Raw genomic sequence first — 16,565 nt, forward strand, 5'->3', positions numbered from 1 at the left:
CGAACGACGGAGCCAATCATGACCGAAACTGCACGCATCCGCGCATTCTCGCTCGGTATGCAACAGGCACCGATCCTGCGGGACCGGCCGACCGCACTGATCAAACCCGACTTCCAGCAGCTGCCGCCGCGCGTGCTCCGCTACGTGCAGCGCCCACCGAACCGGCCGTTTTTGCCCATCCAAGGCGTGGTGGACCGGGGCAACCTGCACACCCTGCGGACGACTCCCGGCCCGGACCAGAAATTCGATGACGACGGCGTCACCAAGATCGCCCGATTCTCCCGGTTCGGCCCCTTCGGCCCCGACCCGGCCGATCCCGCACCGTTTGTCCGCTCGGCACCTTTCGGGGTGGCGGTATGCCCGATCCTGGCACCGTATGCGGCCGCGCGCTGCGCCCAGCCGTAGCGCCACCGGTCGCGGCCCGCGCGGCCGCGCTGTATGCCGAGGATCGGCAGTTCCGCGAATGCCTGCCGCGGCCCGAGGTTTCCGCCGCGCTCAGCGCAGACGGGCTCGGACTCGCCGCCATCATCGGCACGGTGATGCGTGCGTACTCCGGCCGGCCGGCCCTGGTTCGGCGCTGGCCCACGCCGCGCACGGTCAGCTACCGCGCGCTGTGGATCCGGATCAACGCGATCGCCGCCCAGTGGCGCCACGACTACCAATTCCCGGTACTGCCGGGTGATTTCGTCTGTACTCTGGGCGTTGCCAGCGCCGACCACCTGACGGTGGATCTGGCCTGCGCGCTGGCCGGTGCAGTGACGGTGCCGGCGCCCTGTGGTGCGGCTCCGGCGCAGCTGGCCCAGATCCTGGACGAAACCCGGGCCCCGGTGCTCGCGGTCAGCGCCGATCTGCTGAGCACCGCGGTAGCGGCGGCCCTCGCCGAACCCGCGGTGCGCCGGATCATCGTGTTCGACCGGTCGCCCGACCCCGACGTCGCGCGGAACACCCTGGCGGCCGCCCGTGTTCGGGCGACCGCGGCGCGGCATCCGGTTGTGCTCGAATATCTCGACGAGGTCATCCGGCGGGGCTGCCGACTGCCGCCGGTTCCGGCCCCGGCCGCCGACCCGGACCGGCTGGTCGGCCTGTACTACACCTCGGGCAGCACCGGCAGGCCCAAGGCCGCAATGTACACCGAACGGATGGTGGCCGGCACGTGGCGCAATCCGGTTGCCGTACCAGTGATCTCCTACAACTACCTGCCGATGAGCCACTACGGCGGCAAGGCGCTGGCACTCACCACCCTGGCAAGCGGCGGCACCGCCCATTTCGCCGCCACATCGGACATGTCGTCACTGTTCGACGACCTCACCGCGGTGCGCCCCACCGTACTGCCGCTGATCCCCCGGGTGTCCGAGCTGATCTTCAGCCGGTACCAGCACGAGTACGATCGCCGGCTGACACCGGACACCGATCCCGCGACCCTGCGCGCACAGGTGATGTCGGAGCTGCGCGAGACCGTGCTCGGCGGCCGACTGCTGCTGGCGGCGTCCGGGAGTGCACCGCTGTCGACAGAGCTGGCCACCTTCCTCGAATCGTGCCTGGGAGTGCACCTTTCAATCGGCTACGGCACCACCGAAACCGGCAACATTCTCCACGACGGTCGGGTGGTGCGGCCCCCGGTGACCGACTACAAACTTCTCGACGTGCCCGAGCTCGGGTATTACGGCACCGACCGGCCCTATCCCCGCGGCGAGCTGCTGGTGAAGTCCGAGAACCTCAGCCCCGGCTACTACCGGCGCCCCGAGAGCACGGCCGGCTCCTTCGACGCCGACGGCTACTACCGCACCGGCGACATCATGGCCGAGATCGCGCCGGATCAGCTGGAATTCGTGGAACGGCGAACCAACGTGGTCAAGCTGTCCCAGGGTGAGTTCGTCGCGCTCTCGCAGCTGGAATCGGTGTTCGTCGCCAGCCCGCGCATCCGCCAGATCTTCGTCTACGCCGACAGCGCGCAGGCATTCGTCCTGGCCGTGGTCGTGCCCGAGCCCCACGCCGGCACGGCCGCGATCGTTCAATCGCTGCGGCGCATCGCCCGGGAACAGCGCCTGCGTCCCTATGAAGTACCGCGCGACATCCTGATCGAGACACAACCGTTCAGTGTCGACAACGGTCTGCTCACCGCCACCGGCAAGCTCGCCCGGCCTGCGCTGACCGACCGCTACCGCGACCGGCTCGATCAGCTGTATGCGGCCATCGCCGACCGCCGGCAGCACGAGCTCGCCGCGCTGCGCCGCGGCACCGCGAACCCCACCGAGACCGTGTGCCGGGCGGCCCGCGCCGTGCTCGGCATCCCGGGGCTGTCCTGTGACACCGTGCCGGCCGACGTAGGTGTGGACTCTTTGACCGCCCTGAGCCTGGCCACCCTGTTGTCAGAGCTCTTCGGCGTGGACGTCGCGGCGGCCGATGTTCTCGCCCCCACCCGCAGCCTGGGCGGGCTTGCCACACTTGTCTGCTCGCGCCGCGGCGCGAGCGGCCGGCCGCGGGGCACCGGGCCCGCCCGCGACACCGACCGGGTGCGCGCCCGTGACCTCACCCTGGACCGGTTCATCGAGCCGGGCATCCTCGGCCGGGCCACCACCGGACTCGGACTTCCCACCGACGCGCCCCGGACGGTGTTGCTGACCGGTGCCAACGGCTTTCTCGGACGCGTCCTGTGCACCGAGTGGCTGCGCCGGCTGGCCCCCACCGGAGGCCGGCTGATCTGCCTGGTCCGCGGCGCCGACAACGACGACGCCCGGCACCGGATGACGCTTGAGCCCTGGAGCCGGGCCGACTCCGGGCTCGAAGTCCTGGCCGGCGATCTGACCCGCGCCGCGCTCGGCCTGGACCGCGCCACCTGGTCACGCCTGGCCGCCACGGTGGATTTGATCGTGCACCCGGGCGCGCTGGTCAACCATCTGCTGCCCTACTCAGAGTTGTTCGCCCCCAATGTCGCCGGCACCGCCGAGGTGGTACGGCTGGCGATCACCGATCGCCTGAAACCGATGGCCTTTGTGTCCACCGCGGCAGCCGGCACCACCGACTACGGCCGCCCCCTCGCCGAGCACATCGACATCCGCGCCGGCTGCCCGGCCCGGACCAGAACGGCCGCACCGGCCAACGGCTACCTGCTCAGCAAGTGGGCCGGCGAGGTGCTGCTGCGCGAAGCCCACGACCGGTGCGGACTGCCGGTGACGGTGCTGCGTCCGTCGATGATCCTGGCGCACAGCAGGTTCAGGGACTATCTGAACATCGACGACGTGTTCACCCGGCTGATCCTGAGCGTGGCCGCGACCGGCATCGCGCCGCGTTCGTTTTACCGGCACCCCGCCACCCGGCCGCACTACGACGGCCTGCCCGTCGACGTCGTCGCCGCCACGATCGTGGAACTGGCCTGGCCGGCCGGACCCGCGGGCACCTTCGCCACCCACAACATCGTCAACCACCACGACGACGCGATCTCACTCGACGTCATCGTGGACTGGCTGACCGAGGCCGGGCCGCCAATCACCCGCATCGCGTCGCACCGGGACTGGGTGACGCGCCTCGACACCGCCCTGCGTGCCCTGCCGCCGCGGCCACGCAGGCACTGCCTGCTCCCGCTCCTGGCGGCCTTCAGCGAGCCGGCCGAAGCCGTTGCGGGATCGGCCTTCCCGTCGCAGCGGCGCCCGGTGCCGCGGCTGACCCCGCAGCTCATCGGCGGATACCTCGACGCGCTGCGCCACCGCGGCCTGTTGTGATTCACAACAACCCGTCGCGCCGCAGGCCGGCAACCGATCGGGTGACCGCTTCGCAGACCGCGTCCATCACGACGGTGTCGTGCGCGGCGGTGAACAGTGGATAGAGGAACTCAGGCAGATGGACTCCGGCGGCCCGCAGGTAATAGGTCCACATGTATTCGGCCACCGGGTACCGCTGCGGATGCACCAGATCGACGAACTCGTCGGTACCCATGGTGCCGAACATCGGACGGACCAGCGACTCGTAGCGCCGCACGGCGATCGGGAACCCTGCCTCGTCGCGCAGCCGCTGCAGCTCGCCGGCAAAACGCTCGGCCGCCGCGTGGATGGTGGCGTACACCGAATCCTGGTGCTCGCGCAGATATCTGAGCTGAGCCAGACCGGCGGTGCAGGACAGGATGTTGCCGCAGAAGGTGCCGAGAATCCGGGTGCGGTCCTGCATGTCACGCAGGTGTTCCCCGGTGCTCACCCCCATCTCGATCACCTCGGCGCGGCCGACGGTGGCCCCGATGGGCAGTCCACCGCCGATGATCTTGCCGAAGGTGGCCAGGTCGGGGGTCGGGCCCAGGGTGCCGAGGGCACCACCGAAGCGGAACCGGAAGCCGGTCAGCACCTCGTCGAACACCAGCAGCACGCCGTGCTGCGCCGTCACCTCACGCAGCCCGAAGAGGAAGTCGCGGTCCAACTGCGGCCAACTCGATCGGATGGGTTCGACGATGACACAGGCGAGTTCGCGCGCCCGCGCCTCGATCACCTCGAACGCCCTGCGGTCATACGGCAGGACGAGCGTCGAGGCCGGCCGCGCTGTGCCGGGCATCGAACCCACCGTCGATCCGTCGGGCGCGCGGGTGGCCAGCACATCGTTGTGATGGCCGTGATAGCACTGATCGAACATCGCCACCAGGGGCCGGCCCGTGTAGGTCCGGGCCAGCTTGAGGGCGTGCATTGTCGCCTCGGTGCCGGAGTTTCCGAAAAAGCCGCCCCCGGCCCAGTCCACGGCATCCAGCAACAGACCCATCAGGGCGGTCTCGGTCTCGTGCCCGGCGGCGAACGACAGACCGTCGTCGAGCGCGGCCCGCAGGGCGTCGGTCACCACCGCCGGCGCGTGGCCGAGAATGTTCGCGCCCCGACCGTTGTCGAGGTCGACGAACGTGTTGCCGTCGACATCGGCCAGATATGCCCCGCGGGCCCGGCCGGCGATCATCGGCAGCACCCTGGGCATACCGTCGACGTAGTGGTTGTGCACTCCCAGCTGCACCCGGTGCACCACGGCGGCAAGGGTTTTCGGCTGGCGCCGGGTCAGCTCATCGATACAGTCGAGGTGGCTCAGGCGGCGGTGCAGCGCACCGGGTTCGAGCAGGAGCGCCCGCGTGGTGAACGGCGCCGTCATCATCAGTCCGGCCGGCCGACACCGTCGGCCCACAGTCCGGGCCAGTTCCCGGCCACCTGCTTCGGATATCCGGCATCCACCCGGGACGAGGCGATGTCGTACCGGATGTACTGCGAGCCCTTGAAGAAATAGGCCTTGCCGTTGTTCCTGACCGCCACGTGGTCCACGCCGCTCTCGTACGCGACGGGCAGATTGGGAGCCCAGTTGTCCTTGATCGGCTTGGGATATCCGGCGTCGACCTGATCGGTGGCGATGTCGTAGCGCAGGTATTCGGCGCCCTTGAAGAAGTACGCCTTGCTGTTCGGCCAGACCACGACGGCATCGATTCCGTCCGGCCACACCCCCGGCCAGCCCGCCGAGATGTCCATCGGATAGCCGGGATCGGTCTTGTCGTTCGGCAGGTCGAAGCGCACGTACCGACTCCCCTTGAAGAAATACGCCTTGCCGTTGGTCCACAACACGTCGGCGTCGATCCCGTCGGCGAAGTCCGCCGGGAAGCCGGCCCAGAATCCGGCGATCGGCAGCGGATAGCCGGGATCGGTCTTGCCTGCGGCGTCGTCGAACCGCGCGTACTGCGAACCGTTGAAGAAATACATCTTGCCGCTGGGCCACACCGAACTCGGGGACACCGGACCCGGATACAGACTGGCCGCGAACTGGGCGTCCAGGTTGCCGATGTCGGTTCCGCCGGGCACCGCGATGCCGTCGGTCATGATCGAACCGGGCAGTTCGTAACACATGATCGAGTTCTCGTCGGTCTGGCTCGTCGCGGTCAGCGCGGACACCTCGAACGGCGTCAGCACCTGCTCGATCACCTCTTCGCGCGACCACCCCTGGGTCGCCATGAACAGGCTGATGGCCTTCTCCCGGTCGATCCGGTCGACGATCGCCTTGCGCCGGTGTTCATGTGGGAATCCCAGGGTGTGACCCGTCTCGTGACGGACCACCCGGTGAAACTCCGACTCGGCCGTGTTCATCGTGAACCCTTCGAGGTTCATCGTCGCCTCGTTCGGACCGGCGAGCAGGATGTCGGTGCCCAGGTAGGACCAATACCCATCGTCGGCGAGGCGGGCAATCCGGACCTGGGGGTCGACGGCCGACGGCACGAATCTGACGTTGGCCCAGGCGCCCCAGGCGTTCATGTGGGCCAGGATCCGGCGCCGAAGGTCGGCGGGCGGGCTGTCGAGGAAGCCGACGGTGAGCCGGACACCGCCGGCACTCCAGCGCTTGTTGGTCATGACCGAAAGGCGTGCCCGCGTCGGCCGATCGCGTGCGGGCAGGCCGGTGATGTTCGGCGCATTCGCCGGGTTGACCGCCACCGCCGCATCCGCGGAGGCGATCACTTTCTCGGTCGGCAACCTCTTGATCGTGCACGGTATGAATGCCATCGTCGTCCCTCCTTCGGCTCCGGATGCAATCGGTGTCAGCGGCGAACGTACGGCGCGGTCCGCGCCCGTCACACGAGTGGACCGCTACCTGTATTCGCGGCGTGCTCGCCGCGGTGGCGCCCCGGGTGGTCGGCCGAGGGTGCGCGGCCGGACCGGGCGACGGGTGGGTTCGAGTAGCCCACTACGCATGTGGAGTCGGCCGCGGTGCACAACAATCACCGTGTGTGTCAAAAACACATCCGCTCCCGGGTCCGGTCGGCCACCATCGCCGGAGCGGCCAGGCTGGCCCAGCTCACCGACCAGCGGGTGGGTTGGGCCCGGCTGCCCAAGCTGGTCGGCCTGGCGGTGCTGGTCGGGCTGCGCCACCAGCTGCGCACATCGAACCTGTATGGCGCCGCACCGGTAGCGCACCCACCGGGTGGTCCGGTCGATGCCGGCAACTATCTGGGTGCACGCACTCGTGACGGGTCCTACAACGACCTCGCCGACCCGAGGATGGGTGCGGTGGGTTGCCGGTTCGGCCGCAATGTCGCACCCGAGCACTCGTATCCCGAATCCCCGCACCGCGTCGTCGACCCCAACCCGCGACTGATCAGCCGCAAACTGCTGACCCGCGAGCAATTCCAGCCGGCGCGCACGCTGAATCTCCTGGCCGCGGCGTGGATCCAGTTCGAGGTGCACGACTGGTTCGCCCACGGCACCGTGGCTGACAAGCCCTGGGTGGTGCCGCTGCGCGACGACGATCCGTGGCCGCAGCAGCCGATGCGGGTGAAGCGCACCGCCCCCGATCCGGATCCCGGGGCACCCGGGCCGCCCAGCTTCACCACGCAGGAATCACACTGGTGGGACGGCTCCCAGATCTACGGGACCACACCGGAATTCGCCAGTGCCCTGCGTGCCCCGGAGAAGGGCAAGCTGCGCATCGACGCGTCCGGGCTGCCCCCGCCCGAGGTCGAGGCCACCGCCGATCTGACCGGCACCGCGGGCAACTTCTGGGTCGGCCTGGCCCTGTTGCACTCGCTGTTCATGCGCGAACACAACGCCATCTGCGAGCACCTGGCGCAGGCACACCCGCACCTGACCGACCAACAGCTGTACGACAAGGCGCGGCTGGTGAATTCCGCGCTGCTGGCCAAGATCCACACCGTGGACTGGACGCCGGCCATCATCGCGCATCCGACGACGGTGGCAGCGATGCGGATCAACTGGTTCGGTGTGCTCGGCGAGCGGCTCGGCACCCGATTGCGACGACGATTCGGGCGCATCGGGCGCAGCCCGCTGCTGCACGGCATCCCGGGTTCGCCGACCACCCACCACGGCGTGCCGTACTCACTGACCGAGGAGTTCGTCGCGGTCTATCGGATGCACCCGTTGATCCCCGACGAGTTCACGTTCCGCGCCCTGGCCGATGACCGGATCACCGCCCGGCACGAGTTCGGGGAGCTCACGGTGCTCAACGTGCGGGCCCGGCTGGCCGAAACCCCGATTGCCGATCTGCTGTACTCGTTCGGGCGTGCCCACCCGGGGTCGTTGTCGCTGCACAACTTTCCCCGGCAGCTGCAACACCTGCAGCAGGTCGACGGCACCCTGCTCGATCTGGGGACCGTCGACGTGATCCGGTCCCGGGAGCGGGGGGTGCCGCGCTACAACGAGTTCCGCAGGTTGTTCCGGCTGAAGCCGGCGGCGACGTTCGAGGAGCTCACCGGGGAGAGCGCACTGGCGGCCGAGCTGCGTGAGATCTATCACGACGTGGAGCTGGTCGACCTGATGATCGGCCTCTACGCCGAGCCCAAACCACCCGGGTTCGGCTTCAGCGACACCGCGTTCCGGGTTTTCATCCTGATGGCGACGCGGCGGCTGGAAAGCGACCGCTTCTTCACCACCGACTTCCGTGACGAGACCTACACCCGCGCGGGAATGGATTGGGTGCGCGACAACGACATGCGTTCGGTGCTGCTGCGCCACTTCCCCGAGCTGGCGCCGGCCCTGGCCGGGGTGGCCAATCCGTTCGCCCCGTGGAATCCCGTCTCCCCCTGAAAGAAAGGCCGCCACATGACCGGTATCGCCGAGAACCTCCGTCCCGTCCGCTACCACGACAACCTCGAGCAGCCGAAGGCCGACGAGGCCGAGGTGATCGACAAGATCATCGCCGCACTGCGCAAGAACAACGAACGTGCCTACCGGAAGTTCAAGCACGGGCTGCGCGACGCCCACGCCAAGAGCCACGCCATCCTGCGCGGCGAGCTGACCGTCCATCCGGATCTGCCGGAGGTACTGGCCCAGGGCATGTTCGCCGAACCCCGCAGCTATCCGGTGATCGCCCGGATCTCGACCACCTCGGGGGTGCTGCGCAGCGACAAGATGCGCGGTGTCCGGGGCCTGGGCCTCAAGGCCATCGGGGTGTCCGGCGACCGCGCCATGAAGGACCCGGCCGATGAACCGAATGTCACCCAGGATTTCGTGCTGGTCACCCACGAGGAATTTCTGTTCGCCGACGCCCACGCCTATCTCAAGCTGGGGATGCCCACCGCCACGGCGCTGGCCAAGCTGCCCGACAACGTGCTGTGGGCGGGCAGCGAACTTCTGGGCCTGGTCCGCAAGATCGGTGTGCCGCTGCCGCCCAACCTGGCGGTGTTTGTCGCGCCCAACCGGCCGATCCTGGGCGAGACCTTCTTCTCCTCCGCCCCGATCCGCTACGGCGACTACGTGGCGCGGTTCAAGTACGAGCCGGCCAGCCCGGAATTGAAAGCACTTGCCGGGCAGACCCTTCCGCGCAACCCGGGGCAGGACGAGCACCGCGACCTGATCATGGCGTTCTTCGAGAACAACTCTGCGGAATACACATTCAGCGTGCAGCTGTGCACCGATCCGGACACCATGCCGATCGAGGACGCCACGAAGCATTGGGATTCCCCGTATCTGCCGGTGGCCACCGTCGTGTTTCCCCGGCAGAATCCCTACAGTGCGCTGCGCCGCGCGTACGGGGACGACGTGTTGTCGTTCAACTCGTGGCGCGGGCTGGCGGCGCACCGCCCGCTGGGCTCGATCAACCGGCTCAAACGCACGGTATACGAGGCGTCGAGCAACTTCCGGCACGACGTGAACCACATCGACCGGCATGAACCCGCCGACATCGCCGAGCTTCCGGATTGACGGCTGCGAACGGGAAATACTTGCAATGGGAAGAACTTTCGCGCTCAGGCCCGCCAAACCCGCAGTTGACCCGCTGTTCGGCAGCGTTGGAAGCCCAGTGCCCCTAGACTCAGGATTCATGCCTGGTCAGTGGCAGCTGATGGACCGGCCCGCCGAGCACGAGGCCATTCGGTCCGCCCTCAGCGGGACGGACAGCTGCGGAGTTGTTCTCGTCGGGGCCGCAGGAGTCGGAAAGACCACGCTGGCACGCACCGTCACGGCCTCACTGAGCCGCAAGGTGCACTGGACCGCATGCACCGAGTCCTCGCGCAGCATCCCGCTCGGCGCGTTCGCCCACTGGGTGTCCTCCTCGGCCTCGCGCGATCCGATCGCCCTGATCGGCTCGGCCCACGAATCCCTGGTGGCGGCCGGCGACACCATCGTCGGCATCGACGATGCGCATCTGCTGGATCAGTTGTCGGCCACCCTGTTACATCAGATCGCCGTGGAGCGTTCCGGACACGTGGTGGCCACGGTGCGCAGCGGTGAACCGGTGCCCGACGCCGTCACCTCACTGTGGAAGGACGGCTACCTCCAGCGATTCGAGCTCAACCCGTTCACCAAGCAGCAGAGCATCGCCCTGATCGAAACCGTGCTGGGCGGAACGCTCGAAGGCCTCAGCGCCGACGTGATGTGGGAGACCTCCGGCGGCAATCCGCTGTTCCTGCGCAACATGGTCGAGGGCGCGCTCGACGCCGGGGCGCTGACCGAGGTCAACGGGGTGTGGCAGTTCCGCGGCCCCACCGTGATCCCGTCGGGCCTCGTCGAGTTGCTCGACGAGCGGCTGGTACACGCCGGCGAGGATGTGCTGCACGCGCTGAAGCTGCTGGCGCTGTGCGAGCCGCTCGACATCGACGCGCTCGCCGAACTGGCCGGGGCCGACGCCGTGGACACCGCCGAGATGCGCGGGCTGATCCGGGTCGTCGCCGACGACGGTCAGCTCAACGCCCGTTTCAGCCATCCGCTGTTCGGCGAGGTGGTACGGCGCCGGGTCGGTACCGCATCGGCACGCAAACTGCGCGGACGGATCGCCAAGGTGCTGCACGAGCGCAACCTCGATTCCCCGGCCAGCCGAATCAAGTTGGCCGAGTTGGCGATCGAGAGTGACCAGGGCGCCGATGTCGAACTGCTCGTCACCGCGGCCAAGGACGCGGTGTTCCTGTCCAACCTTCCGCTCGGGGAGAAATTGGCCCGGGCGGCCTTCGACCACGGCGGCGGTCTCGGCGCGGCCGCACTGCTGTCCCGCGCGCTGTTGTGGCAGGGCCATCCGGCCCAGGCCGACGCCATCCTCGAACAGTTCTCCCCCGCCGACCTCAACGAGATGGAACTCGTGCAGTGGGGTGTTCCCCGGCTGTCCAACCTGTTCTGGTCCATGGGCGATGTGCCCCGGGCCAACGAGGTGCTCGATCTCGTGCGCGAGCGGGTCACCCACCCGGCCCTCAAATCGATCATCGATGCGACCGGCGCGGGCATGGCCGTGCACCAGAACAAGATCGACGAGGGCCTGACGATCGCCGAGCAGGTGCTGGCCAACCCCGAAGCGCCCCGGCAGGCGGTCGATTTCGCGGCGTTCGCGGCCGGTCTTTCGATGCCGCTGGTGGGCCGGGGTACCGATTTCCTGCCCATCGCCTCGCGCTGCCGCGCCCAGCGCAAGACCACCGACGGCATGGTCCGGATCATGGTGTTCTACGGCGAGGTACTGGCCCTGGCCTATATCGGCCGGCTCGAATCGGCCCGGCAGCGCGCCGCCGAGTACGCCGAGTTCTCCTCGGCCGGCCAGTTCGCCGGCTGGGCCATCGCCAAGATCATGGAAGGTGTGGCCGCCACCCACAGCGGGCGATTCCGCGACGCCATCGCCGCGATCGAACAGGCCCTGGCCGCGCTGAACGCCGAGAGTTCGCTGCCCTGGCAACTTCCGGGCCGGCTGCTGCTGGCCCGCGCCTACGCCGCGGTGGGCAATCCGGCCGACGCCGAACGCGTGCTGGAGGACGCCGAGGAACACTCCGGGGACTTCATGGCGCTGCACGAACCACACCGGATGATCGCCAAGGCCTGGCTGGCCGCCGCCAAGGGCAGTCACCGCTCGGCCATCGACGAAGCCCGGGCCGCCGCCGATGCCGCACATTCCTCCGGCCAGTACGCGGTCGAGGCCGAGGCACTGCACACCGCCGCCCGCTTCGGCGACCGCAGCGTGACCCGCCGCCTGCAGGACCTGGTGGACCGGGTGGACGGCCCGTTGCCCGGGCTCTACGCCCGGCACGCCGCCGCCGTGGCCGCCGCCGATCCGGCCGAACTGGACAAGGCCGCCGCCGCGTTCGAACAGGCCGGCCTGTTCCTGTCGGCAGCCGACGCGGCCGCCCAGGCGGTCCCGCTGCACGACCGCGCGGGCCATCGCCGCAACAGCACCGAATCAGCCGCTCACGCACTGCAATTGGCCGCCAAGTGCGGTGGCGCGGCCACCCCGGCCATTCGCTCGGCGGCCCGCCCGCTGCCGGTGACCGCCCGCGAGCGCGAGGTGACCGGTCTGGTGGCGCAAGGATTGTCGAACCGCGAGATCGCCGAGCGTCTGATCGTCTCGGTCCGCACTGTGGAGGGCCACATCTACCGAGCCTGCATCAAGCTCGGCGTCGCCGATCGGGACGAGCTCGCCAAGATCGTCTGGAGCGACCTGACCCGGTAGGCCTCGCTCAGTAGACGTCGCGTACGTACCGCTTCTCGGCCACCAGCTCGCGCTTGTAGTCACGGGCGGCCTCCTCGGACATCCCGCCGTGGGTGCGCAGGATCGTGCTGAGCGCGGCGTCGACGTCCTTGGCCATCCGGGCGGCGTCACCGCAGACGTAAAAGTGCGCACCGGCGTCCAGCCAGCGCCAGACCTCGGCCCCCTCGTCGAGCATCTTGTGCTGGACATAGACCCGGTCGGCCTGATCCCGGGAGAACGCCAGGTCCAACCGGTTCAGGAAACCGTCGCGCGCCATACCCTCCAGTTCGTCGCGAAAGTAGAAGTTCTCGGTGCGGTGCTGATCACCGAAGAACAGCCAATTGGCACCGCTGTGCCCCAGCGCCCGACGCTCGTGCAGGAAGCCCCGGAACGGGGCCACCCCGGTGCCCGGGCCCACCATGATCATCGGGGTCTGTGGGTCCTCGGGCGGACGGAAGTGTGGTGAACGCTGCAGGAACACCGGTGCCGCGGCGGCCCGGTCGGCCAGGAACGTCGAGCACACCCCGCCGCGAGCGGCACCGGAGGCGCCCCGGTACCGCACCACGGACACGGTGAGCGCAACCTCGTGCGGGCTGACCAGCGGGCTCGACGAGATCGAGTAGTTGCGCGGGGTCAGCCGGACGAGCACTTCCTGCCACTGTTCGGCGTCGGCATGCACGGCGAACTCGGTCACCAGGTCGAGACCGTTGCGGTTGCGCAGCCAATTGCTGCGCCGCTCACCGGAATTGCGCAGGACCTTGGCCGCCCGGCGATCGGGGCACGAATCGGCGACGAAGCGCAGCAGGTCGGGGGTGACCCGGCAGATGTCGTAGGAACAGATCAGGGCATCGCGCAGCGACTGCTCCACGCCGTCGACCTCGATCACCCCGTTCGGGTTCAGGCCGGTGGCCAGCAGCCAGGCGTCCACGACCGCCGGATCGTTGCTGGCGTACACGCCCAGCGAGTCACCGACCGCGTAGCTGACGTCGTACTCGGAGATGTCGAAGCCGAACTGGCGTACCTCCTTGACCGAGCCGGGCTTCGTCAGGAGCTCGTTGCGCACCATGGCGGCCAAAATCGGTTTGGCCCGGGTGAATTCGTCCGGCTCGGTCGGCAGCACGGTGCGGGCCGGGGCGGCGACGACGGCCGAGGTGGCGGCCGCACCGGTGAGTGCCGTGGTGACCGCATCGACCCAGGTCCGCAGCGGCTCGTCGTCGTAGGCCTCGCACTCGGCGCGGTCGAGCAGCTTGGTGGCACCCAAATCGGCCAGCCGCTGGTCCAGGGATCTGGCGTGCCCACAGAAGTTGTCGTAGGACTTGTCCCCGATACCGAGCACCGCGTACCGGATCCCGTGCAGCTGCGGGGCGTCCGCCGCCTGCAGCCGACTCCAGAAGTCGGCGCCGTTGTCCGGTGGACCACCGTCACCGAAAGTACTGGTGACGACGAGGACATCGCGGGCGGCGGCCAGATCGGCAAGCTCGAGTTCGTCCATGTTGACCAGCGCGGCCCCGGTGATCCGCCCGGCCAGCCCGGCCGCGAATTCCTCGGCAGTGCCGGTCTGGGAGGCCCACAGCACCAGTGGACCGGTATCCGCGCTGCGTTGGCCATGGCGTTCGCCATAGTGATCGACGGCGCCGTCGACACCGCCTGCGAGGTAGCCGGCGGCCCGCGAGTAGCGCCCGGCGAGCATGCCGTCCACCCACAGCCGCACCTTCGAGCTGATCGGCGCCGTTTCCGGCAACACCGGCACCCCACCGGGATCTGCCGGCATACCGGTGAAAAACCCCGCCAGATAGGTCATTTCGTCGTCGTTCAAGGACGGCTTGGGGATGGCTGCCAACCCGAGTTCGGCTGCCAGCGGATGCAGCACCGCGGCCGGTTCGGCCGGTTCGGCCGGCCGGACCGGCTCGACCGTCGGGATCGGGCGCAGGCTGACCGCGCACACTTTGAACTCGGGCTGCAGCGACTCCGGGTCGACGGCGTCGTTGGTGACCGCGTTGACGGTGAGGTACTCGCCGTGTTCGTCGTTCCAGTGAAATGGCGCAAAGCAACTGCCCGGACGGACCCGGTCGGTCAGCACCGCGGGTAGCACCGCCCGGCCGCGCCGCGAGGTCAGCTCGACCGATTGTCCCTGGACGATCTTCAGCTCGGCGGCGTCGAGCGGGTGGATCTCGACGAACGCGGCCGGGTTGAGTTTGTTGAGCTTGTCCACCTTGCCGGTCTTGGTCATGGTGTGCCATTGGTGTTGCAGGCGACCGGTGTTGAGCACCATCGGGTAGTCGTCGTCGGGCAACTCCGCGGCATCCATGTGCGGCCGGGCATGGAACACCGCACGCCGCGACGGGGTGGCGAAGGCCAGCCGCGGGGTGTGCCCGTCGGCGTCGACGAACAGGTCCTGGCTGACACCGTCGTTGAGATAGCGGATGGGGTGGCGGTCGTCGTCCCCGGCAGGGGCGTCCGCGGGCGGGACCGGCCACTGCAGCGGCGTCTGGCGCAGCCGCTCATAGCTGGCGCCGCGCAGGTCGTAACCCGTCTTCGGGTTGGCGAACCGGCGGATCTCGTCGAAGATTTCTTCGGCCGACGAGTACGTGAAATGCTCGGCGAACCCCAACTGTGCGGCCACCTGACAGATCAGCTGCCAATCCGGCCGCGCCTGCCCCAGCGGCTCCACCGACTGCGACAGCAGCGTGAGGTTGCGCTCCGAATTGACCATGACGCCTTCGGATTCCGCCCACAACGCGGCCGGCAGCAGGATGTCGGCGTAGTGGTTGGTCGCCGTGGACCGGTAGGCGTCGGACACGACGACCAGCTCGGCCGCCTCCAGGCCGTTGATCACGGTCTTACGGTTGGCCACGCTGGCAACGGGATTCGTGCAGATGATCCAGCAGGCCTTGATCAGGCCCTGCTCCATCTGTTCGAACATGCCGATGGTGCCCGGACCCACGTCGGACCGGATGGTACCCGCAGCCAGACCCCACGCGGTTTCCACGAATTCCCGGTCATCGACCGCGAGCACACTGCGCTGACCGGGCAAACCGGGTCCCATGTAACCCATTTCGCGCCCGCCCATGGCGTTGGGCTGGCCGGTCAACGACATCGGCCCGCTGCCCGGACGGCAGATGGCGCCGGTGGCCAGGTGCAGGTTACAGATGGCGTTGGTGTTCCAGGTGCCGTGTGTGCTCTGGTTGAGCCCCATGGTCCAGCAGCTCATCCACTCGCCGGCCTCCCCGATCATCGTTGCGGCAGTGCGGATGTCGGCTTCGGGCAGGCCGGTGATCTCGGCCACCCGGGCCGGCGGGTAATCGGCCAGGAACTCGGGCATCCCCTCCCACCCGGTGGTGTGTTCGGCGATGAACTGGTGGTCGATCGCGCTGCTTTCGACCAGCAGGTGCAGCACACCGTTGAGCAGCGCCAGATCGGTGCCCGGCTTGATCTGCAGGAAGAGATCGGCCCGCTCGGCGGTCGCGGTGCGGCGTGGGTCCACCACGATCAGCTTGGCGCCGGCCTTGAGCCGATCGGCCATGCGCAGGAACAGGATCGGATGACAATCGGCCATGTTCGCACCGATCACGAAGAACACGTCGGCCCGATCGAAATCGGTGTAGGACCCGGGTGGACCGTCGGCCCCGAGGGACTGCTTGAACCCGGTCCCGGCGCTGGCCATGCACAGCCGCGAGTTCGACTCGATGTGCACGGTCCGCAGAAATCCCTTGGCCAGCTTGGTGGCCAGGTACTGGGCCTCCAGCGACATCTGCCCGGACACGTAGAGCGCCACCGAATCCGGGCCGTGCTCCTCGACGACGGCCCGCAGCCGGCGGCCGGCCTCGGCCACCGCGTCGTCGACGGGCAGCGGCGTCAGCTCGTCGGACCGGGTGGACCGCAACAACGCCGTGGTGAGCCGATCATCGTCGGCCGCCATCATTTCGGCATGCATCGCGCCCTTGGTGCACAACCGGCCGAAATTGGTGGGGTGCAGCTTGTCGCCGCTGACCCGGGCGATCACCGGGCGGCCACCGTCAACTCTGGTGGTGACCTCGATGCCGCACCCGACACCACAGTACGAACACGCGGTCCGGTGGGTCGTATCCATGCCCCCATCGTGTGGGGACGGTGTTGTCGGATCTTTCCGGCGACGTTATCGCGGCGAAAACTGATCCTCACCGCGCGGCGACAGCCGC

8 protein-coding genes are annotated in these 16,565 nt (G+C 68.6%); 5 read left to right on the plus strand and 3 right to left on the minus strand.

All coding sequences use genetic code 11. The features are described 5' to 3' along the window. Positions 1–18 precede the first annotated feature (18 nt). Together FR943_RS16795 and FR943_RS16800 are read left to right on the plus strand one after the other, a co-directional pair. Positions 19–405, plus strand: a complete 387-nt coding sequence (locus FR943_RS16795; RefSeq protein ID WP_217159196.1) for a hypothetical protein — start codon at positions 19–21, stop codon at positions 403–405. Continuing rightward, positions 357–3,719 (plus strand): thioester reductase domain-containing protein, encoded by a 3,363-nt coding sequence (locus FR943_RS16800; protein WP_246585073.1) that lies wholly within the window; start codon positions 357–359, stop codon positions 3,717–3,719. The genes FR943_RS16795 and FR943_RS16800 overlap by 49 nt, the downstream gene beginning before the upstream one ends. A gap of 1 nt (position 3,720) precedes the next feature. Here FR943_RS16800 and FR943_RS16805 read toward each other — a convergent pair whose 3' ends face one another. Both FR943_RS16805 and FR943_RS16810 read right to left on the minus strand, forming a co-directional pair. Next, positions 3,721–5,109: an aminotransferase class III-fold pyridoxal phosphate-dependent enzyme gene (locus FR943_RS16805; RefSeq protein WP_217159198.1), complete on the minus strand. Its 1,389-nt coding sequence runs from the start codon at positions 5,107–5,109 to the stop codon at positions 3,721–3,723. Positions 5,110–5,111: 2 nt separating this feature from the next. Beyond that, the gene (locus FR943_RS16810; RefSeq protein WP_217159201.1) at positions 5,112–6,497 is read right to left on the minus strand and encodes a hemopexin repeat-containing protein; all 1,386 of its coding nucleotides are present in this window, start codon (positions 6,495–6,497) and stop codon (positions 5,112–5,114) included. 330 nt (positions 6,498–6,827) lie between these two features. On the opposite strand from FR943_RS16810, the gene FR943_RS16815 reads away from it, so the two are divergent. From FR943_RS16815 to FR943_RS16825, 3 genes are all read left to right on the plus strand, one after another. Beyond that, positions 6,828–8,534 carry a peroxidase family protein gene (locus FR943_RS16815; protein WP_217159701.1) on the plus strand — a complete coding sequence of 569 codons (1,707 nt, stop codon included), beginning with the start codon at positions 6,828–6,830 and terminating at the stop codon, positions 8,532–8,534. Positions 8,535–8,549: 15 nt separating this feature from the next. Beyond that, positions 8,550–9,650, plus strand: a complete 1,101-nt coding sequence (locus FR943_RS16820; RefSeq protein WP_217159204.1) for a catalase family protein — start codon at positions 8,550–8,552, stop codon at positions 9,648–9,650. Positions 9,651–9,768: 118 nt separating this feature from the next. After that, positions 9,769–12,369 carry a LuxR C-terminal-related transcriptional regulator gene (locus FR943_RS16825; protein ID WP_217159207.1) on the plus strand — a complete coding sequence of 867 codons (2,601 nt, stop codon included), beginning with the start codon at positions 9,769–9,771 and terminating at the stop codon, positions 12,367–12,369. Positions 12,370–12,376: 7 nt separating this feature from the next. Here FR943_RS16825 and FR943_RS16830 read toward each other — a convergent pair whose 3' ends face one another. Next, a complete protein-coding gene (locus FR943_RS16830; protein WP_217159210.1) occupies positions 12,377–16,477 on the minus strand; it encodes a bifunctional nitrate reductase/sulfite reductase flavoprotein subunit alpha in 4,101 nt (1,366 codons plus the stop codon). Between the last annotated feature and the right edge of the window lie 88 nt (positions 16,478–16,565).

It is taken from the genome of [Mycobacterium] fortunisiensis (genome assembly GCF_019050325.1).
Taxonomy (GTDB): Bacteria; Actinomycetota; Actinomycetes; order Mycobacteriales; family Mycobacteriaceae; genus Mycobacterium; species Mycobacterium fortunisiensis.